Here is a 17,673-nt window from a genome sequence, read left to right as displayed (position 1 = left end):
CTTTTCATGAGGGAGTAGGAGTTGCGGTGGCGGTCGGAACGGGTCGTGCGCGCGCCCGCGCCGCGTAGGCGACGGCGGCGATGATGATGGCGCCCTGCACGGCGGGCCGGAGCGTCGCGGGGAGCGCCATCTGGTTGAACAGGGTGAACAGGCCCTCGATGACCAGGGCCCCGGCCATCGCGGCGAGCACGGAGCCGCGGCCGCCGCCGAGGACGACGCCGCCGAGGACCACCGCGGTGATCACGGTGAACTCCAGGCCGTCGCCGACCTGCGCGGAGACGCCCGCGAAGCCGCCGATGAGGACCCCGGCGACGGTGGCCGACAGTCCTGAGAGGACGAACGCGAGCGTGCGGGCGGTGTCGACGCGGGCGCCCGAGAGGGCCGCGGCGCGCTCGTTGTCCCCCGCGGCCAAGAGGATGCGGCCGAAGCGGGTGCGCATCAGCAGCACCGCGCCCGCGCCGAGGGCGACCATGATGAGCAGGGCCCACGGGATCTGGCCGAGGACCGGCACGTCCTCGATGCCCATGCGGCCGGGGACGCGGAACGCTTCGGAGAGGCTGCCGGTCGGGGCGCCGCCCGTCCACAGCCTGATGGCGCCGTAGAGGACCAGGAGCATCCCGAGGGTCGTGATGAACGACTGGACCTTCAGCGCGGTGGTGATGAGCCCGTTGACGAGGCCCACCGCGATCCCGAAGAGCGCCATGACGATGAGCACCGGAACCGTGCGGGACTCCTCGCCGTCGATGAGGCGCGCGGCGATCACGACCTGGGCGCCGACGAGCGCGCCCACGGACAGGTCGAAGTTCCCCGAGACGATCACGAAGTACTGGCCCGCGGCCAGGATCACCAGGGGCGCGGCCTGCTTGAGGAACGCCATGAGCGAGGGGCCCGCGAAGAACCCGGGGTTCATCGCGAACACGGCCGCGAAGACGAGGACGAGCAGGATGAAGACGGTCGCGGTCGGGTTCGTCGCCCGCGCGAGCAGCTCCCGGGCGCGGGTCATGACGCCCTCCCTTCGGCGAAGCGGGGCCGCCGCGCGTGGCGGTCGAGCTGGCGGCGGGCGTAGATGGCGACGGCCGCGATGATGACCACCCCGCGCAGCACGTCCTTCGCGAACGGATCGATCTGGAGGACGTTGAACACGGTGTCGAGGACGGCGAGGATCGCCACGCCCGCAACCGTTCCGGCGACGCCGCCCTTGCCGCCGAGGAGCAGCGTCCCGCCCAGGACCACCGCGGCGATGGCGTCGAGCTCGTAGAGGTTCGTGTACGCCTCGGCCGAGCCGGTGCCGAAGCGCGCCGCCAGCAGGAGCCCGGCGGCCCCGGCCGTCATGCCGCAGAGGATGTGGGCGACGAGGAGGGTGCGGCCGGTGCGGATGCCGGACATGCGGGCCACGTCGGCATCGCCGCCCACGGCGTACATGTGGTGGCCGATGCGCGTGGAGCGCAGGAACCAGATCGCGGCCGCGGCGACGAGGAGCATCACCAGGGCGGACACCGGGACGGGCCCGATGCGGGTGTACCCGAACTGCTGGAACACGGCGGGGACGTCCCCGGCCGGGCCCTTGTACTGGGTGTCCAGGTAGCCCTTGATGATCAGGCCCGTGCCGAGGGTCGTGATGAACGGGTTGACGCCGAGGTAGGCGGTGACCGCGCCGTTGAAGGCGCCCACGAACCCCGAGACGAGGAGCACCGCGGCGACGGCGAGCGGCACGTTCCCCGCCTGGCCGTCCATCGTGGTCGCGGCGACGAGGCTGGAGAGCGCCGCGGTGTACCCGACGGACAGGTCCAGGGACCGGCACAGGATCACCAGGGTCATGCCGATGGCGAGGAACCCGGTGAGGCTGGTGCGGGTGAGCATGTCCACGAGATTGGCGGTGGCGAACAGGTTCCCGCCGTCCATGGCGACGGCGGCGCCGCCGACGACGAGGACGCCCGCGAGCGCGAGGTAGATGAGGGCGGTGGTGCCGAGGCGGGGCCCGGCGAGGCGCTGGGTCATTCCGGGCCCCTTCCGGTCGCGTAGGCCATGACCTGCTGCTCCGTTGCGCCGCCGGGGAGTTCGGCGGCGATGCGGCCGTCGTGGAGGACGGCGATCCGGTCGGCGAGGCCGATGACCTCGATGAGCTCGGAGGCGATGAGGAGCACCGCGAGCCCTTCGGCGGCGAGTTCGCGGATCACCGAGTACAGCTTGTGCTTGGCGCCCACGTCGATCCCGCGGGTGGGCTCGTCGAGGACGATGATCCCGGGCTCGGCGGCGAGCCATTTCGCGACGACGACCTTCTGCTGATTGCCGCCGGAGAGGAACCGCACCTCCTGGTCCTCGCCGCGGGCGACGAGGTCGAGGCTGGAGAGGAGCCCCGAGACGCGGGCGAGGCGGGCGCGGGAGTGGACGCGGGCGTTGGCGTCGAGGACCATGCGGGCGTTAGCGCGCACGGACTGCCGCAGGGCCAGGCCCTGGGCCTTGCGGTCCTCGGTGACGAGCGCGATCCCGGCGTTGATGGCCTTGCGGGGCTTGGTGATGCGGATGGGCGCGCCGTCGACTTCGATCGAGCCGCGGGTGAACGGGGCGATCCCGAAGACGGCCTCGGCGATCTCGGTGCGGCCCGAGCCCTGGAGCCCGGCGAGGCCCACGATCTCTCCGGCGCGGACTTCGAGGTCGATCGCGTCGACACGGTCGTTCCCGCCGCCGGTGATCCTAAGTCTGACCTCGCCGGTCTCGGTGCCGGGCAGGCGGTCGGGGAACTGGGCCTCGATGCGGCGGCCGACCATCTTGGCGACCAGGTCGTCGGGGGTGATGTCGGCGGCGGCGGTGGTGTCGACGAGGCGGCCGTCCTTGAGGACGGTGATGCGGTCGCAGAGGTCGAAGATCTCCTTCAGCCGGTGGGAGACGTAGAGGACGGCGGTGCCGCGCTCGCGCAGGCGGCCGATGAGGCGGTAGAGGAGTTCGACCTCGGCGTCGGCGAGGGCGGCGGTGGGCTCGTCCATGCAGATGAGGTCGGCACCTTGGGAGAGGGCCTTCGCGATCTCGGTGATCTGCTGGTGCGCGACGGAGAGGGTGCCGACTTTCGCGGCGGGCGAGAGGTCCTCGACGCCGAGGTCGGCGAGCACGGCCGCGGTCGATTCGGTCATGGCGCGGCGGTCGATGAGCATGCGGCGCTTGGGTTCGCGCCCGAGGTGCACGTTCTCGGCCACCGTCAGCTCCGGGAGGAGGTTGAACTCCTGGAAGACCGAGGCGACCCCGGCCTGCTGGGCCTGGAGGGGGTGGGTGAAGGAGACGGCGCGGCCGTCCAGCTCGATGGTGCCGGCGTCCGCGGTGTGGACGCCCGCGAGGATCTTCATGAGCGTGGACTTGCCGGCGCCGTTCTCCCCCACCAGGGCGTGGACCTCTCCCGGCTCCATGGTGAGGTCCACAGCGGAGAGCACGGGGACGCCGAGGAAGGCTTTGTCGATGCCGCGCATGGCGAGCAGGGGGCCGGTCACCGCGGCACCTCCGCCCAGTCCCTGGTGCGGGCCGACTCGGCGACGGCCTCGGCGATGCGGGCGGCGCGCAGACCGTCGGCGAACACCGGCAGCCCGTCGGGGGCGCTCCCGGCGATCGCCGCGGCGGTGTCGGCCACGAACGCGTTGAAGCAGTCCTGGTAGCCCTGGGCGTGGCCGCCGGGGACGCGGGCGAGGCGCGCGGCGTCGGGGCTGAGGTGCTCGGGGTCGCGCATGAGCTCGCCGTTGACCTCGCGGCCGCCGATCCACAGCGTCTCGGGGCGCTCCTGGTCGAACGCGAGCGTGGCCTCGGAGCCCGAGATCTCCAGCAGGAGGCGGTTCTTGCGGCCCGCGGAGACCTGGCTGACCACGGTGGAGCCGATCATGCCGCCCGCGGTGGCGAACTGGAGCGTCACGATGTCCTCGGTGGCGACGTCCCGTCCGCCGCGGCGGCGGTTCGCGGTCGACAGCTGCGCCGAGACGGCGGTGATGCGGTCGCCCGAGACGAATTCGAGCAGGTCGCACCAGTGGGACCCGATGTCGCCGAACGCTCTCAGCGCCCCGCCGCGGTCGGCGTCCACGCGCCAGTTGTCGTCCTCGGGGCGCAGCAGCCAGTCCTGGAGGTAGGAGCCGTGGGCGAGGGTGAGGCGGCCGATGCCGCCCGCATTGACGCGGGCGCGGGCCTCGCGGACCATCGGGTGGAAGCGGTAGACGAACGGGACGGTGGCGACGACGCCCGCGGCCTCCGCGGCCTCGGTCATCTCGCGGGCGGCGCCGAGGTCGGTGGCGAGGGGCTTCTCGCACACTACGTGCTTCCCGGATTCGATGGCGGCCATGGCGATCGGATGGTGCAGGTCGTTCGGCACGCAGACGTGGACGACGTCGACCGCGTCGATGAGGTCCTTGACGTCGTCGAACACCGCCTCGGCCCGCAGCGACGGCGCGGCGCGGCGGGCCCGCTCGGGGGTCGAACCGGCGATCCCGGCGACGGCGCCGCCCGCGACGGCGATGGCGTGGGAGTGGACCCGCCCCATGAAGCCGGTGCCGATGACGGCGGCGCGGTAGGTCGCCTGCCGGTTGATCGTGACGTGAGCCATATGACGACCGTATGACAGACTTATGACGGAGCACAAGCAAAAGTTGTTCGCGTTATGAAACAGTTATGACGGCGGCCCGGCCGAACCGGTGTGGTTCACTAGTCGCGTGACTGATGGTTCGACCGAGCGGCACCGGACGGCCCCCGCGGCCGCCGCCGGTGCGGGCACCCTGCTCCAGCTGCTGCGGGACGGCGTGCCCCGCACCAGGTCCGAGCTCGCCGCGCTCACCGGCCTCGCGCGCTCCACCGTCACCGGCCGCATCGACGCCCTCCTCGCCGCCGGCCTCATCGCGCCCAGCGGCGAGACCGCCTCCACCGGCGGGCGGCCTCCCGCCACGTTCGCGTTCAACCCCGCCGCGCGGATCGTCCTCGGCGCCGACCTGGGCGCCACGCACGCGCGGCTCGCGGTGATCGACATGGCCGGGACGGTGCTCGCGGCCGTCAACGCCGACCTGGAGATCGCCTTGGGCCCCAAGGCGGTCCTGGACTGGGTGGTCGAGCACGGGCGGAAGCTCCTGAACGAGGTGGGTCGGCCGGTGGGCGACCTCCTCGGCATCGGCATCGGCCTCCCCGGCCCCGTGGAGCACTCCACCGGCCGCGCCGTCAACCCGCCGATCATGCCCGGCTGGGACGGCTTCGACGTGCCCTCCTATGTGCGCGAACGCATCCCGGTGCCGGTCCTGGTCGACAACGACGTCAACATCATGGCGCTCGGCGAGCACTTCGCCGCCTGGCCCGAATACGAGCACCTGCTCTTCATCAAGGCCGCCACCGGCATCGGCTGCGGCATCATCGTCGGCGGCCAGGTCTACCGCGGCGCCCAGGGCGCGGCCGGGGACATGGGGCACATCCGCGTCGCGGGCGCGGACGAAGCCCACTGCCGGTGCGGCAACACGGGATGCCTGGAAGCGGTGGCCTCGGGCGCGGCCATCGCCAGCGCCCTGACGGCCGAGGGCATCCAGGCGGGCGGCTCGCTCGACGTCGTGGAACTGGCCCGCTCCGGCTCCATCCCCGCGCTGCAACGAGTCCGCCAGGCCGGGCGCGACATCGGCGAGGTGCTCGCCGGGGCCGTCAACTTCTTCAACCCCTCGATCATCGTCATCGGCGGGTCCCTCGCCCTCGCGGGCGACCACCTCATCGCGGGCGTGCGCGAAGTGATCTACCAGCGCTCGCTCCCCTTGGCCACCAGGCACCTCCGCATCGCCGCCGCCCGCACGGGCGAGTCGAGCGGCGCCATCGGCGCCGGGGTGATGGTCATCGAGCACGCCCTCGACCCCGCGCGCCTCGACGCGGGCACGGATTCTCTGAAGAACGGATGATCATGCAGCGCACCACACTCGGCAAGACCGGCATCAGCGTCACGCCGCTGTGCTTCGGCACCAGCACCATCGCCGGGTTCACCGGGATCTACGGGTACGAAGTGGACGACGAACGCGCGGTCGAGACGATCCTCGCGGTCTTCGACAGCGACATCAACTACCTCGACACCGGCAACAACTACGGCAAGGACGGCCTCGCGGAACGCCGTATCGGCGAGGCGATCCGCCGCCGCGGAGGCCTCCCCGTCGGCTTCGTCCTCCAGACCAAAGTAGACGCCGACCCCGAGACCGGCGACTACTCCGGCGCCCGCGTCCGCCGCTCCCTTGAGGAGAGTCTTGAACGCCTCGGCCTGGACCGCGTCCCGATCCTCGCCCTCCACGACCCGGAGTTCATGAGCCAGGACGGCTTCGCCCCCGGCGGCGCGCTGGAGGCGCTGGTCGCGATCCGCGACGAGGGTCTGGTCGACCACCTCGCGGTGGCCGCCGGGGACATCGCGATCACCCAGCGGTACCTGGACACCGGCGAGTTCGCCGTGGTCCTCAACCACAACCGCTACACCCTCCTCAACCGCGAGGCCCACGACCTCTTCGAGGGCGCGCGGGCGAACGGCCTGGGCGTGCTCAACGCCGCGCCGTACGGCGGCGGGATGCTCTCGAAGGGCCCGGCGGCCCAGCCGAAGTACTGCTACGGCGAACGGGACGAGGCGTTCGCGGCGAGCGCGACTGCGATGGCCGAGGCCTGCGAGGCGGCGGGCGTCCCGCTCGCGGCGGCGGCCCTCCAGTTCTCGACCCGCTCCCCGCTCATCGATGCGACGGTCGTCGGCATCTCCCGCCCGGAGCGCATCGCCGAGACCATCGCCCTCTACGAGACGGCGATCCCCGACACCCTCTGGCCCCAGCTCGAATCCCTCAAGCCGAACGCGACCATCTGAGCGGCCGGGCGGACGGGTCGCCCCGTCCGCCCGACTGCACTACCTGGTCGCCCGCGCGATGCGCGCGGCGACTGTCAGCGTCTCCGACATGCGGACCGCGTCGACCTCGCCGTCCTCCGGCAGCGCGACGACGACCTTCTCCAGCACCTGCTCGTTGTCGTCGTACCCGCCGTAGCCCGGGTGCACGCCCGGCGACGGCTCCAGCAGCAGGAACCCGCCTTCGGGGAACTCGTAGAAGATCCCGCGCCCGTAGCTGCGCTCCCGCGGGTCGCCGTACTTCCAGCCGCGCTTCAGCAGCCCGATCAGCGGCCCCGCGCCGGTCTTCGCGCCCTCGAAGCGCGCCACGCGCCCGCTCGCGCGCTCCTCGTCCGTCAACGCCAGCACCAGCCGCGTGAGCTGCTCGAACGGTTGCAGGATCTCATAGTCCGCGAACACCTCCGCCCACGCAGAGACCTCCGCGCCGAGCGTCACCGGGTGCGCGATCCGCACCGAGCCGCCCTCCGGCAGGTCGAACGGCTCGTCCTCGGCGTCCGCGGGCGTGCGGTCCTCGGCGAGCCGGAACGACCGCCATCCGTCCCCAGTGGAGCACTGCCAGACGAGGCGGCTCGTGAGCTGCCACGCCACCGGGTGCTCCACGAGGTACTGCCGGAACTCCGGCACGGTCCACTCCCGCTGCGCGATCATCGCCGCCTCCAGCCGCTTCACCTGCTCGGTCGCGGCGGCCTTCAACTCCTTGCGCAGCAGCGCGAACCGCTCGAACGCGGCCTGCGCCGGCTCCGCGTCGTCGGCCGCGGCGGGCTTCGGGGCGCTCGCGCGGCGCTTGCCCTTGTCGTCCACCACGAACGGCTTCAGGCTCTCGTCGAACTTCACGGTGAACGATCGCGGCCCGTAGTCCAGGACCAGCGGCTCGTCCGAGGACAGGCCGAAGTCGGGCAGGAGCCGGTCGGCGAGCTGGTCGAGGCTCAGGTCCAGGCGCTCGGCGATGACCTCGATCTGCGCAGCCGCGGTCTTCTTGAGCGCCTTGAACTTCGCGTTCGACGCGATCGCCTGCACCGACCGCAGCGCGGCCTCCGAGCCGATGTGGCCGAGGATCTCCAGGCCGCGCACCGCTTTGCGGTTCTGGCTCTGGCCCGGCCATTCGCGGATGAGGTCCGTGAGGCGCCGCACGGCGACGTCGTCGGCGAAGCGCCGCAGCTGGTCCATCGCCCAGCCGTCCTTCGACGGCGCGCCCGCGGAGAGCCACAGCTCGAACAGGCCCCACGAGAACGCCGTCAGCGACGCCGGGTCGCATTCGGCCACAAGGGGATCGACGCCCGGGTAGAGCCGGTCCGGGTCGTCGAGGGCGAGCGCGGCCATGAGGGTCCGCACCCCCTCGGCGGGCAGCGCGGCCTCGCGGCCTCTGAGCAGGACCGGCGGGAGCATCGCGGGGTCGGCCCAGGCCGGGGCCTTGGGGACGCGGCGCTGCGGGTCCAGCGGGTCGGCGTCGACGATCGCGGCGACCGCCTCGGCCGCGGCCAGGCCGTACGCGGCGGCGCGCTCGTCGAGCAGCGCCCGGTCCGCATCGGCCAGGTGCTTGAGCGCGTCGACGGCGCTGAGGCGCTGCTTCCCGGCCTTGCCGAGCGCGTCGGGGATGAGCAGCGACGCGGCGTCGGCGGCGTGCCGGTCGAGCCACGCCCGCCCGAGCGCCCGGTCCCCGCGGGGCCGCGACACCAGGTCGGCGGCCATGCGCGCGACTTCCAGACTCACCAAGGGCAGCATGGCGTTCCGGTGCGAGGGCCGCTTCTTGATCAGCTCCTGGACGCGCCCCGCGGCCTCCTCGCCGAAGCGGGCGAGGATCGCGCAGAGCGTCTCGGTCGAGGCCCACTCGAACTTCCCGGTCCACAGCGGCAGCGCCGCGCGGGCGCGGTCGTCAGGGCCCCACGCGAGCAACCCGGGGAAGTAGTAGTGGTCGGGATCAGGCCCGTCGGGCATCATCCGCTCCCACATCGCGGGGGTCGAGCGGATGTAGTCGTACTCGTAGCCGTGCTCGGGCATCGTGCCCCACGCGTCGCGTTCCTCCGGCGCCCACCGCAGCTCGTCGATCTCGGGCGGCACGAGCCCGGCGACGGCGGTCGTCCCGGCGGCCTTGAACGGCGTCCACGGCGGCACTGCGAACACCGCGGGAAGCTCGGCCGTCTCGTACCGCGACGTCGCGGCCAGCAGCTCCTCGACGCGTCCGCGCGACTCCTCGTCCAATGCGGACAGGTGCTGCTCGATGCCGAACTCGCGCACCAGTCCCGCGATGCGGCTGCGCGCGTGCGACGCCGTACCCGGGGCGACCGCGGCCACGGCTCGGAGCGTGCGCACCGGGAACCGCGCGGCGGCCTGGCGCAGGGCGGCCAGCGCCTGCGGGCGGACCGTGCGCTCCAGGAGGAAGGCGATGCCGGCCTCGGAGGGGATGCGGCCGATCGCCTCGTACATGAGGTCGCGGGTCTCGGCGCTCGGTTTGGCGTCGTCTTCGAGGGTCGCGGTGAGCAGCGGCAGGAGGTCGGCGCCGAGGACGTGGAGGGCGCGGGCGACGGCCCCGGCGTCGAACTGGGGGTGGTCGAAGTACTCGACGCCGCAGAGGGAGAGGTGCTCGGCGGTGGATACGAAGGTCCAGAGGATGTCGGCGCCGTGGCGGGCATGGCCGCGGTCGGCGTAGGCGGCGCAGGCGTCGAGGGCCCACTGCTCCTGCTCGGGCATGAGGACGGCGCTGACGAACTTGTGGGCGTCGCCGGTGCGGCGGGCCTCGACGAGGGCGCGGATGTGCTCGTACTCGTCGTCGGGCAGTGCGGCGAGGAGGGACCGGACGTCGGCGAGGGCGTCCATGGAGACGATCGCGTACCTGGTGATGCTGTACATCGAGTGGGGCGTGAAGGACAGGTGCGAGTCGGCGGGGTGGTTGTGGGCGCAGTACCAGGTGAGGCTGTTGGCGTACAGCTCGGTGAGGGCCTCGACGGCGAACGGGAGGCCGTGGCGGGCGGTCCAGGCGTGCACGGCGAGGCGCTCGAACTCCTTGCGGCGCTGGTGGTGCGTGCGGCCCAGGAGGGCGACGGCGAACGCGGCGGCCTCGGCGTCGGGTGCGAGCGCGGTCCCGGCCCGGATCGCGGCTTCGTACGGGCCGCCTTGCGCCACTTCGAGGGGCTTCTCGAAGAAGTCGCGCTTCTGGTCGAACAGGTCCTGGAGCCGTTGGGGCGCTTCGGGGTCGATGACGACGGCCCTGGGCCCGCCGCGCCCGCGCCGGTCGAGCGTGTGGGCGGCCCAGGCGTCGGGGAGCACGACGGCGTCTTCGCCGGGGACGGATGAGGAGTCGTTGAGGTTCACGCCAGGAAGCATAGGAACCCGGTACGACACCGCGATCCGCCGGCGGCTCGCGGCCTACCTGGCGCGGTAGGTCTGGAGGGACATGCCCGACTCGAAGGAGAGGTTCTCGACGAGGTCGAGGCGCAGGGGCGCGTAGGGGCCGTCGAACAGCGGGAGGCCGCCGCCGAGGACCACGGGGTAGCGCTTGAGGACGATCTCGTCGATCTCCTCGACGAGCGCGGCGGCGAGCTTGCCGCCGCCGCAGAGCCAGATGCCTTGGCCCTCTTGCTGCTTGAGTTCCCGCACGGTCTTGAGGGCGTCGTCGGCGACGAAGGTGACGTCGGGTGCGAGCGCGGGATCGAGGGTCGAGGAGAAGACGTACTGCTTCAGGTGCGAGTAGGGGCTGGGGCTGCCGGATTCGAGGCCCGGCAGGTAGGTGCCCTTGCCCATGAGGACGGTGTCGTACAGCTTGTTTGGCGCGTCGGCGAGGCCGAGCGGCTCCCGGAACGCGGTCGGGATCGTCTCGGGCCGAATGGCGTTGATGTGGGCGGACAGGTCGGGTTCGATCGGCAGCCGGTCGAACTCGCCGCCGGGGCCGGCGATGTAGCCGTCGATGGTGGCGCCGATGTAGTAGGTCAGCTCGCGCATATACACTCCGTTTGAAGTACTATGAATGAAGTGGTTTGAAGTTACCACTACGCCCGCAGTGGTGTCAACCGAGGATCGAGGAACCCCATGCGCCAGAACCCCGAACGCCGCACCGCCCTGGTCGACGCCGCCATCGAGGTCCTCGCCGACCAGGGCGCGCGCGGGCTCACGTTCCGCGCCGTCGACCAGCGCGCGGGCGTTCCCACCGGCACCGCCTCGAACTACTTCCCCAACCGCGACGCGCTCCTCGTCCAGGCCGGCCGCCGCGTCTTCGAACGCCTCGACCCCGGCCCCGAGGTCATCGGCGAGTCCCTCGCCCTGCCCCGCACCCGCGCCTCCGTCGACCGCCTCATGCACGAGATGGTCGGCCGCATCACCGCCTACCCTTCAGGCCAGCTCGCCATGCTCGAACTCCGCCTCGAATCCACCCGCCGCCCCGAGCTCCGCGCGATCCTCACCGAGCAGATCCGCGCCAACCTCCAGGACAACATCGACTTCCACCTCGACACCGCCATGCCCGGCGACGCCGACACCGTCGTCCACCTCTACCTCGCCCTGAACTGGCTCATCCTCGAACGCCTCACCCTCCCCGACCTCTTCGACCAGGCCCGCACGGACGCGCTCATCACCAGCCTCGTCACCCAACTGGTCCCGGAATAGCGGGCACCTCGGCATCGTCCCGAGTCCACGCATCGAGACGTTCGACCCCCAGGCGGGAAAGCCGCCCGAGGGCGTTCTCCAGCAACGTTCTCGCGATCCCCTCGGACCGCCGGTCTGGATGCGCCAACCCGGGCTCCGGCATAACAGGCTTCCGCCGTTCCACCGAATCGAAATAGGAAGTCCCCAAGAATGCGAGCACCCGGCACCGAAGCCATTCGGCCTCATCGCCGGCCGCATGATCCCGAACTACGAAACCCACGCGCCAATGCTCCTGAATGAGCGCACCGCCGCATAGCGCATTTCGTTGAGCCGCTTACATCTCCGGATCGTCCATGAGCGCCCTGACCTCCTGCGCGCACCGGCACGCCACCGCCCATTTCGCGGCCCACCTTTGCGCCTCCTCCAGCGATCCCACGTCCACGATCACGAACCCTCCGACCACGGCCTTCGCCTCCGGCAACGGCACCTCGACAACCGCCCCGTCGACTCCGACGACCGTCGCCCCCTGAACGACTCCGCCCCCGGTGACGAACACCCCGGCCCGCTTCGCCTCCGCGACGACGGCATGAGCAGCAGCCCCGACCGCACCCCACTCCCCGTCCGGAACCACCATCGCCCCGTCATCGAACGAGATCAGATACCGAGTCATCGCACTTCCTCACTTGGCCCGCCAAGACCGGCGCGGCCTCAATTCCAGATCCGGCACGGCCGGCGGGTACGGCGGATACTGCTCGACCAGGCCCTCCCAGACCTCGTGCGGAATCGCCAACCCCGCATCGATCATCGCGGCCCCATGCCACAGCCCGATCCCCTTCAACGCCTCCCCAGTGGCCCGGCAGATCTCCTCGCTGAGCTCCGCGAACCGCTCCCCTACCGCTTCGCGCTCCTCGACCTCAGCAGGATCGGTCGCGTCCACCAGCCGATCCAGCACCTCCCCCAACCGCTGAAACTCCTCCATCAACCCGAACACCGGCCGAAACCCCGCAGCGATTTCCCCGTCGCTCAACATGTCAACCCCCTGTCAGTCACCGCTGTTGCCCCAGAATGCAACCCATTGGCGGCCCTGCTCGTCATTCAAGGCTATGAAGCGGCCGCTGTCGCAGTCGACCATGTCCCAGAGTTCCCGGTCCTTTTCCAAAGCCCGGGTCCAGTCCGCGACAGAAGGGGCCTTGGTACCGAAGACCGCATTGGCCTCCGGTTCTGTCAGCTCCAGCATCTGGCCTTGGTCGATCTCGTGAAACTCGATGTCGCGAACGATTTCGCGCATGTCGACGATCGAGTGAGCACCGGGGTAGTCGTTCCCGTAGATCGACTGCTCCCACTCATGGAGACTGCGCGGCTTCGGCCCCTTTTCCGGCTCGTCCTCCGGGCGCCAATACCAGTCGCCGGTGTCGAAGGCGCGTTCACGCAGCCCGGCGAAGGTCGCCTCTATCGACCCGTCGAATTCCACAAGGTAGCTCCAGCTGGAAGCACCCATGACCGCACCACCGATACTCTCGATCCAAGGGATTGCCGCACACCTCGCGGGCACCGGGGCAACCTATCGCAGGGGTCCGACACCAGGGGACTCCTCAGAGCGGCCTTTGAGCGTGGAATCGGCTCCCTTGCGCCCCAGCATCGGCCGGGACGTCGCTCAGGGTGCTTCCAAGACGAGGAACAGGAAGCACAGGAATGCCGAGTCGGGGGTCTTGACGTCGTCGGGGAACCGCTCGTGGGCGCCAGATGCGGGGGGCGGCTCGCTGATGACCGCGATCCGGAACCCGGCGTCGATGAATGCGCCGGTGACCGCCTGCAAGGGCCGGTGCCATTGCGACAGCAGGACGTTCTGGCCGTTGAAATTGCATTCCAGGCCGTACTCGTGGGTCGAGAAGTAGCTGCCGCCCTCGGGGTTGGTGTGCTTGTAGACCCAGGGGTGGTTGACGGCCACGATGAGGCGGCCGCCCGGTGCCAGGACGCGCCGCAGCTCGGCGAGCGGCGCCGTCCAGTCCTCCAGGTAGTGCAGGACCAGGCACGCGACGGCGTCGTCGAACGCGCCGTCGGGGAACGGCAAGGGGTCGTTGAGGTCCGCCTGCCGGAGCGCCGCGCCCTCGCCGAGCCGCCGCCTGGCCAGCTCCAGCATCTTGGCGCTGGGGTCGATGCCGGTGACGACGGCGCCCCGGTCGCGGAGCGCCTCGAAGAGGGGCCCCGCACCGCAGCCGACGTCGAGGATCCGCCGCCCGGCCACGTCTCCGGCGAGATCGACGATCGCGGGCCGCGCGTAGTAGGCGTTGAGGAGGCTGGACTCGGTCTCGGCGGCGTACGCCTCGGCGAACCCGTCGTAGTCCGCGGTCGGCGTCCGGCCGATGAGCCCGGAAGAACGCTCGTGATCAGGAGACATACGGTCCATCCTGACACGACTCACCCACCCGAAATCTGACGGCGCCAATAGACCAGCGGAGCAGCGGCTTCCCGGCACAGCACCGAGGCCGGCCCCGCAGCATGAGCGCACGACGCCCGGCCACGGCGTCTCGGGAGAGGGTCTGGGTGCTTGCCATGCGTTTGGTTGTGGCTCGTTGTTCAGTCGATTACACGGGGCGGCTGTCCGCTCACCTGCCCATGGCTCCGCGGCTCATCATGCTGAAGGCCGACGGGTCCGCCGCCGACACGAGCGCCTGAGATGAACCGTCTCGGCGAGGTCTGGACCCTTCGGCACTCTCTACACCCAGATCCGGACCGAGTTCAAACTCCACACCCTCCAACTGAGCAATCAACCGCCATGAAAGGTGGAGGGCGGGGACACGGATCTCAATTCCAGTCCCGAGCCGGCTGCCGGGGACCTTCCACACCCGCCCTCCATTGCCGCGAGTCCCTAACGATCTCCGACCGGCCCAACCTCGCGACCGTACCCGGCCCCACCGACAACGCAGCGGTGCAGGATCAGGCTGATCACCACAGTCGTCCGTGAACTCTGCGCGGGAACGGATTCGGAACCGTGTGCTCTCGGTACTCGGCATCCATACCGGCGAGCTCGCGACGCAACTCGGAGCGGGCACGGCCCTGCACCACCTGTATGGCATGTTCAAGCACCTCACGGGCTAGCGACACATCGTCGAAGGCACAGCCCCGACAATCGCAGACGTTGAACTCCTGCGACAGCGGTCGGCTTCTCGGCACGTCCAGGAACCCGCGGTACCGTTCCAACGCACGCGCTGTCGCACCCGGATACAGGTAGTAGTCCTTGTCGGCGATCTCCACCAGATGCACTGCGAACGCGGTCTGGTCGGAGAGCCCGCGAATCGTCAGCGGGGGAACCTGTCGACGGCGGTCGTACAACGCCGCCTCAGCGCGCAACGCGCCCGGCCTCCTACGCGGCATCGGCCTTTCGAACATCGTGCATGGAGAGATCATCCCACGGTCTCATTCACCGCAGTTCGCGCCTGGTGAGCACAGACCGGAAACGAAGTCACCGAGACTGGTCGCGATCGTTCTCGGCACACGATCTTCGTCGATGTAGGCCACGGTCGGCTCGCCGCCTCCGGCGGGCCGGGAGTAGTCGAGCATGACCGTGTCGTGCCCTCCCGAGGGCCGTACGGCGAACACCACCCCGATATCCGGATAGCCCCGCTCCTCGATCAAGTACCGGCTACCGCCCACCGCGGCATCAGCACCGTTGGCCCCGCCGATCCCCGGCAAGGCTCAACCTCGAACCAAGCCCCGCTTCGACCGCAGCCTCGCGTGGTCCTGTTCGCGATACTCGGTTGCAGCGGCCGTCGGCGGCGCCGAGACTGTGCTCATGCAGTTCATCGACCTCGACACCGAGCTCGACCGGCTCGAAGCCGACCGTGACTTCTCCGGTTCGGTCCTCATCACGCAGGCCGGGCGAACGGTCTACGAGGCGCACCGCGGCCTCGCCGACCGCGCCTGGGGCGCCCCGATCGGCCCCGGCACGCGGTTCGCGCTCGGTTCGGTCACGAAGATCTTCACCGCCGCCGTGATCCTCGACCTCGTCGATGAAGGGCGCCTGGGGCTCGACACAGCGGTGGCCTCGGTCCTGCCGCCTGAACGGCGGCCGAGCACGCTGCGGGACGACGTCACCGTCAGGCACCTGCTGACGCACACCTCGGGGATCGCCGACTACTTCGAGGAGGAGACCGCGACCGACGACTGGGCCGAGGAGTTCGCGGCCCTGTGGCGCGACCGGCCGGTCTACCGGGTGCTCACGCCGGCCGACTACCTGCCGCTGTTCGCCGACCTCCCGCCCTACCGGGCGCCCGGCGGGCGGTTCCAGTATTCCAACGCCGGGTTCATCCTCCTGGGCCTGGTCATCGAAGACGTCGCGGGCACTGACTACTTCACCGCGGTCGACGAGCGGGTCTTCTCCCGCGCAGGCATGGACGAGAGCGGATTCTTCCGCACCGACGAGGTCCGGCCCGACGTCGCGGCCGGCTACCTGCGGCCGACCGCACCAGGCCTGCCGTGGCGCACCAACGTGTTCTCCACGCCCGCGATCGGCGCCCCGGACGGCGGCGCGTTCTCCTCGGCGCCCGACCTTGACCGCTTCCTCACCGCTTACGCCGCAGGGGAACTGGTGAAACCCGACCTGCTGGAGCAGGCGCTCAGCCCGCACATCCACATCGGGAAGATCACCTCGATGGGACTGGGCGTCTACCTGTTCGGCGACGACGACAAGCGCGCCTTCGGCGCCGACGGCGGCGACCCCGGCGCCGAAGCGCTCATCCGCCGCTACCCTGTGCTCGACGTCAACACCGTGGTCCTCAGCAACGTCAACGACTCGGCGTGGACCGTGGACGAGGCCGTCAGGAAGGCCGTCAAACGCTAGTCGCGGCCGTTGTGCACGCGATATCCCACGCCGGTGCCGCCACTATGCGAGACGACGCGTCCCCTGCCTCATGAGCATGAGCACATATGGGCCGCGTGCCAGGGCGGCGGTAGGGTGCTTGCCATGCGTTTGTTGGTGGCACGGTGCCAGGTTGATTACACAGGTCGGCTTTCTGCCCATTTGCCGATGGCTGTCCGTTTGATAATCTGGAAGGCTGACGGAAGTGTGCTGGTGCATGCGGACGGGGGGTCGTACAAGCCGTTGAACTGGATGACGCCGCCGTGCGCGGTGGTCGAGGGGGCGACGGAGTGGACGGTCACCTCGAAGAAGACCGGGGACCAGCTGAAGATCACGATCGAGGAAGTGCTGCACGACTCCAGTCATGAGCTGGGGGTGGACCCGGGGTTGCAGAAGGACGGGGTCGAGGCGCACCTTCAGGAGCTGCTGGCGGCCGACACGGCGCCGCTGGGGAAGGGGTGGAGCCTGGTGCGGCGGGAGTACCCGACCGCGATCGGGCCCGTGGACCTCATGTGCCGCAACGCGGACGGGAAGCACGTGGCCGTGGAGATCAAGCGGCGCGGGGAGATCGACGGCGTCGAGCAGTTGACGAGGTACCTGGAGCTGCTCAACCGCGACCCGCTGCTGGCCCCCGTCGACGGCGTCTTCGCCGCCCAGGCCATCAAACCGCAGGCGCGGGTGCTCGCCGAGGACCGCGGGATCCGCTGCGTCGTCCTCGACTACGACGATCTGCGGGGGGCCGTGGACGAGAGCCAGCCCCGGCTGTTCTAGACGAAGCAGCAAGGGCCGCAACGCATTCGCGTTGCGGCCCTTGGGCGTTCAGCGGGACTACTCGCCGTAGACGGAGTCTTCGGCGTCCTGCCAGATCTGCTCGCACTCTTCGCGGGTGCCCGCACCCGAGTCGACGCAGTCCTGGATGGTGTCCTCCTTGATCTCGTCCGCGGCGTCGCCGACGGCGTTGAAGACCAGGACGTTCATGGCGATCGCGGCGCCGATGGCGAGGATGCCGAGCACGAGGCCCGTGCCGCCGGTGCCCTTGCCCTTGCCGCCGCGCTTGCCGGCGGCGACCAAGGCGACGATGCCGAAGATGATGGCGAGGATGCCGAGGGGGATGGCCGTGAAGACGTTCACGACGGGGATGACGGCGAAGACCAGGCCGATGATGCCCAGCACAAGGGCGGTCACGCCGAAACCGTTGCCCTGCTTCACGGGGACGGGCTGAGGGACGGGCGCCGGGGCAGGCGGGTAAGCCACGAGGGAACTCCAATTGTTCAGGTACTTGAGTTGGGCGGAACTGCGGTGAGTCTATGGGGTCGATGCAAGTCGAGTCGATTCGGGAACCGGGGTAAATCCAGAGATACTACTCACTTCGACCATGCAC

18 protein-coding genes and 1 pseudogene are annotated in these 17,673 nt (G+C 70.4%); 6 read left to right on the top strand and 13 right to left on the bottom strand.

Going from position 1 to position 17,673, the window contains the following annotated elements; all coding sequences use genetic code 11:
• Nucleotides 1-4: 4 nt before the first annotated feature.
• Genes B0I28_RS22330 through B0I28_RS22315 form a run of 4 tightly spaced genes read right to left on the bottom strand, consistent with a single transcriptional unit; the run spans nt 5 to nt 4,573 of the window.
• The gene (locus B0I28_RS22330) at nt 5-1,003 is read right to left on the bottom strand and encodes an ABC transporter permease (protein WP_106366076.1); all 999 of its coding nucleotides are present in this window, start codon (nt 1,001-1,003) and stop codon (nt 5-7) included.
• Nucleotides 1,000-1,998: an ABC transporter permease gene (locus B0I28_RS22325; RefSeq protein WP_106366075.1), complete on the bottom strand. Its 999-nt coding sequence runs from the start codon at nt 1,996-1,998 to the stop codon at nt 1,000-1,002. The genes B0I28_RS22330 and B0I28_RS22325 overlap by 4 nt, the downstream gene beginning before the upstream one ends.
• Nucleotides 1,995-3,479, bottom strand: coding sequence for a sugar ABC transporter ATP-binding protein (locus B0I28_RS22320; RefSeq protein WP_245889074.1), 1,485 nt, complete (start codon nt 3,477-3,479; stop codon nt 1,995-1,997). The genes B0I28_RS22325 and B0I28_RS22320 overlap by 4 nt, the downstream gene beginning before the upstream one ends.
• Nucleotides 3,476-4,573 carry a Gfo/Idh/MocA family protein gene (locus B0I28_RS22315; RefSeq protein WP_106366074.1) on the bottom strand — a complete coding sequence of 366 codons (1,098 nt, stop codon included), beginning with the start codon at nt 4,571-4,573 and terminating at the stop codon, nt 3,476-3,478. The genes B0I28_RS22320 and B0I28_RS22315 overlap by 4 nt, the downstream gene beginning before the upstream one ends.
• A 106-nt stretch (nt 4,574-4,679) precedes the next feature.
• On the opposite strand from B0I28_RS22315, the gene B0I28_RS22310 reads away from it, so the two are divergent.
• A complete protein-coding gene (locus tag B0I28_RS22310; protein WP_245889073.1) occupies nt 4,680-5,891 on the top strand; it encodes an ROK family transcriptional regulator in 1,212 nt (403 codons plus the stop codon).
• 2 nt (nt 5,892-5,893) lie between these two features.
• Nucleotides 5,894-6,823 carry an aldo/keto reductase gene (locus B0I28_RS22305; protein WP_106366176.1) on the top strand — a complete coding sequence of 310 codons (930 nt, stop codon included), beginning with the start codon at nt 5,894-5,896 and terminating at the stop codon, nt 6,821-6,823.
• Nucleotides 6,824-6,862: 39 nt separating this feature from the next.
• On the opposite strand, the gene B0I28_RS22300 is transcribed toward B0I28_RS22305, so the two are convergent.
• A complete protein-coding gene (locus B0I28_RS22300) occupies nt 6,863-10,168 on the bottom strand; it encodes a DUF4132 domain-containing protein (RefSeq protein WP_106366072.1) in 3,306 nt (1,101 codons plus the stop codon).
• A gap of 54 nt (nt 10,169-10,222) precedes the next feature.
• Nucleotides 10,223-10,795 carry a dihydrofolate reductase family protein gene (locus B0I28_RS22295; RefSeq protein ID WP_106366071.1) on the bottom strand — a complete coding sequence of 191 codons (573 nt, stop codon included), beginning with the start codon at nt 10,793-10,795 and terminating at the stop codon, nt 10,223-10,225.
• A gap of 87 nt (nt 10,796-10,882) precedes the next feature.
• Here B0I28_RS22295 and B0I28_RS22290 point away from each other — a divergent pair, with 87 nt between their 5' ends.
• Nucleotides 10,883-11,455, top strand: coding sequence for a TetR/AcrR family transcriptional regulator (locus tag B0I28_RS22290; protein ID WP_106366070.1), 573 nt, complete (start codon nt 10,883-10,885; stop codon nt 11,453-11,455).
• Between the two features lie 313 nt (nt 11,456-11,768).
• On the opposite strand, the gene B0I28_RS22285 is transcribed toward B0I28_RS22290, so the two are convergent.
• The 4 genes from B0I28_RS22285 to B0I28_RS22270 form a co-directional block, all read right to left on the bottom strand.
• Entirely contained in the window at nt 11,769-12,104 is a 336-nt protein-coding gene (locus tag B0I28_RS22285) for a YciI family protein (protein WP_106366069.1), read from the bottom strand.
• A gap of 9 nt (nt 12,105-12,113) precedes the next feature.
• Complete coding sequence (locus B0I28_RS22280; RefSeq protein WP_106366068.1) at nt 12,114-12,464, bottom strand: hypothetical protein; 351 nt, start codon at nt 12,462-12,464, stop codon at nt 12,114-12,116.
• A gap of 12 nt (nt 12,465-12,476) precedes the next feature.
• Nucleotides 12,477-12,932, bottom strand: a complete 456-nt coding sequence (locus B0I28_RS22275; RefSeq protein WP_106366067.1) for a hypothetical protein — start codon at nt 12,930-12,932, stop codon at nt 12,477-12,479.
• 156 nt (nt 12,933-13,088) lie between these two features.
• Nucleotides 13,089-13,832 (bottom strand): class I SAM-dependent methyltransferase, encoded by a 744-nt coding sequence (locus B0I28_RS22270; protein WP_106366066.1) that lies wholly within the window; start codon nt 13,830-13,832, stop codon nt 13,089-13,091.
• 155 nt (nt 13,833-13,987) lie between these two features.
• Here B0I28_RS22270 and B0I28_RS28365 point away from each other — a divergent pair.
• A pseudogene (locus B0I28_RS28365) lies at nt 13,988-14,095 on the top strand (endonuclease NucS); the annotation flags it as partial.
• Nucleotides 14,096-14,380: 285 nt separating this feature from the next.
• Here B0I28_RS28365 and B0I28_RS22260 read toward each other — a convergent pair.
• Nucleotides 14,381-14,785 (bottom strand): hypothetical protein, encoded by a 405-nt coding sequence (locus tag B0I28_RS22260; RefSeq protein WP_146148200.1) that lies wholly within the window; start codon nt 14,783-14,785, stop codon nt 14,381-14,383.
• 66 nt (nt 14,786-14,851) lie between these two features.
• Nucleotides 14,852-15,127, bottom strand: a complete 276-nt coding sequence (locus B0I28_RS22255) for a hypothetical protein (protein ID WP_106366064.1) — start codon at nt 15,125-15,127, stop codon at nt 14,852-14,854.
• Nucleotides 15,128-15,227: 100 nt separating this feature from the next.
• On the opposite strand from B0I28_RS22255, the gene B0I28_RS22250 reads away from it, so the two are divergent.
• Together B0I28_RS22250 and nucS are read left to right on the top strand one after the other, a co-directional pair.
• Nucleotides 15,228-16,274: a serine hydrolase domain-containing protein gene (locus B0I28_RS22250; protein ID WP_146148199.1), complete on the top strand. Its 1,047-nt coding sequence runs from the start codon at nt 15,228-15,230 to the stop codon at nt 16,272-16,274.
• Between the two features lie 123 nt (nt 16,275-16,397).
• Nucleotides 16,398-17,063: an endonuclease NucS gene (nucS, locus tag B0I28_RS22245; RefSeq protein ID WP_106366175.1), complete on the top strand. Its 666-nt coding sequence runs from the start codon at nt 16,398-16,400 to the stop codon at nt 17,061-17,063.
• Between the two features lie 57 nt (nt 17,064-17,120).
• Here the strand turns inward: nucS and B0I28_RS22240 are convergent, their stop codons facing one another.
• Entirely contained in the window at nt 17,121-17,477 is a 357-nt protein-coding gene (locus tag B0I28_RS22240; RefSeq protein ID WP_106366062.1) for a hypothetical protein, read from the bottom strand.
• Between the last annotated feature and the right edge of the window lie 196 nt (nt 17,478-17,673).

Origin of the sequence: Glycomyces artemisiae (assembly GCF_003002955.1) — a bacterium.
Lineage (GTDB): Bacteria > Actinomycetota > Actinomycetes > Mycobacteriales > Micromonosporaceae > Glycomyces > Glycomyces artemisiae.
The sequence above is the reverse complement of the archived record's forward strand: the minus strand, read 5'-3'. Positions and strand labels throughout refer to the sequence as shown.

Excerpts from the sequence above, each read along its gene's own strand:
- B0I28_RS22315 (WP_106366074.1), bottom strand. The coding sequence starts at position 4,573 with ATGGCTCACGTCACGATCAACCGGCAGGCGACCTACCGCGCCGCCGTC.
- B0I28_RS22275 (WP_106366067.1), bottom strand. The coding sequence starts at position 12,932 with ATGGGTGCTTCCAGCTGGAGCTACCTTGTGGAATTCGACGGGTCGATA.
- B0I28_RS22305 (WP_106366176.1), top strand. The coding sequence starts at position 5,894 with ATGCAGCGCACCACACTCGGCAAGACCGGCATCAGCGTCACGCCGCTG.
- B0I28_RS22330 (WP_106366076.1), bottom strand. The coding sequence starts at position 1,003 with ATGACCCGCGCCCGGGAGCTGCTCGCGCGGGCGACGAACCCGACCGCG.
- B0I28_RS22270 (WP_106366066.1), bottom strand. The coding sequence starts at position 13,832 with ATGTCTCCTGATCACGAGCGTTCTTCCGGGCTCATCGGCCGGACGCCG.
- B0I28_RS22325 (WP_106366075.1), bottom strand. The coding sequence starts at position 1,998 with ATGACCCAGCGCCTCGCCGGGCCCCGCCTCGGCACCACCGCCCTCATC.
- B0I28_RS22280 (WP_106366068.1), bottom strand. The coding sequence starts at position 12,464 with ATGTTGAGCGACGGGGAAATCGCTGCGGGGTTTCGGCCGGTGTTCGGG.
- nucS (WP_106366175.1), top strand. The coding sequence starts at position 16,398 with ATGCGTTTGTTGGTGGCACGGTGCCAGGTTGATTACACAGGTCGGCTT.
- B0I28_RS22295 (WP_106366071.1), bottom strand. The coding sequence starts at position 10,795 with ATGCGCGAGCTGACCTACTACATCGGCGCCACCATCGACGGCTACATC.
- B0I28_RS22285 (WP_106366069.1), bottom strand. The coding sequence starts at position 12,104 with ATGACTCGGTATCTGATCTCGTTCGATGACGGGGCGATGGTGGTTCCG.
- B0I28_RS22290 (WP_106366070.1), top strand. The coding sequence starts at position 10,883 with ATGCGCCAGAACCCCGAACGCCGCACCGCCCTGGTCGACGCCGCCATC.
- B0I28_RS22250 (WP_146148199.1), top strand. The coding sequence starts at position 15,228 with ATGCAGTTCATCGACCTCGACACCGAGCTCGACCGGCTCGAAGCCGAC.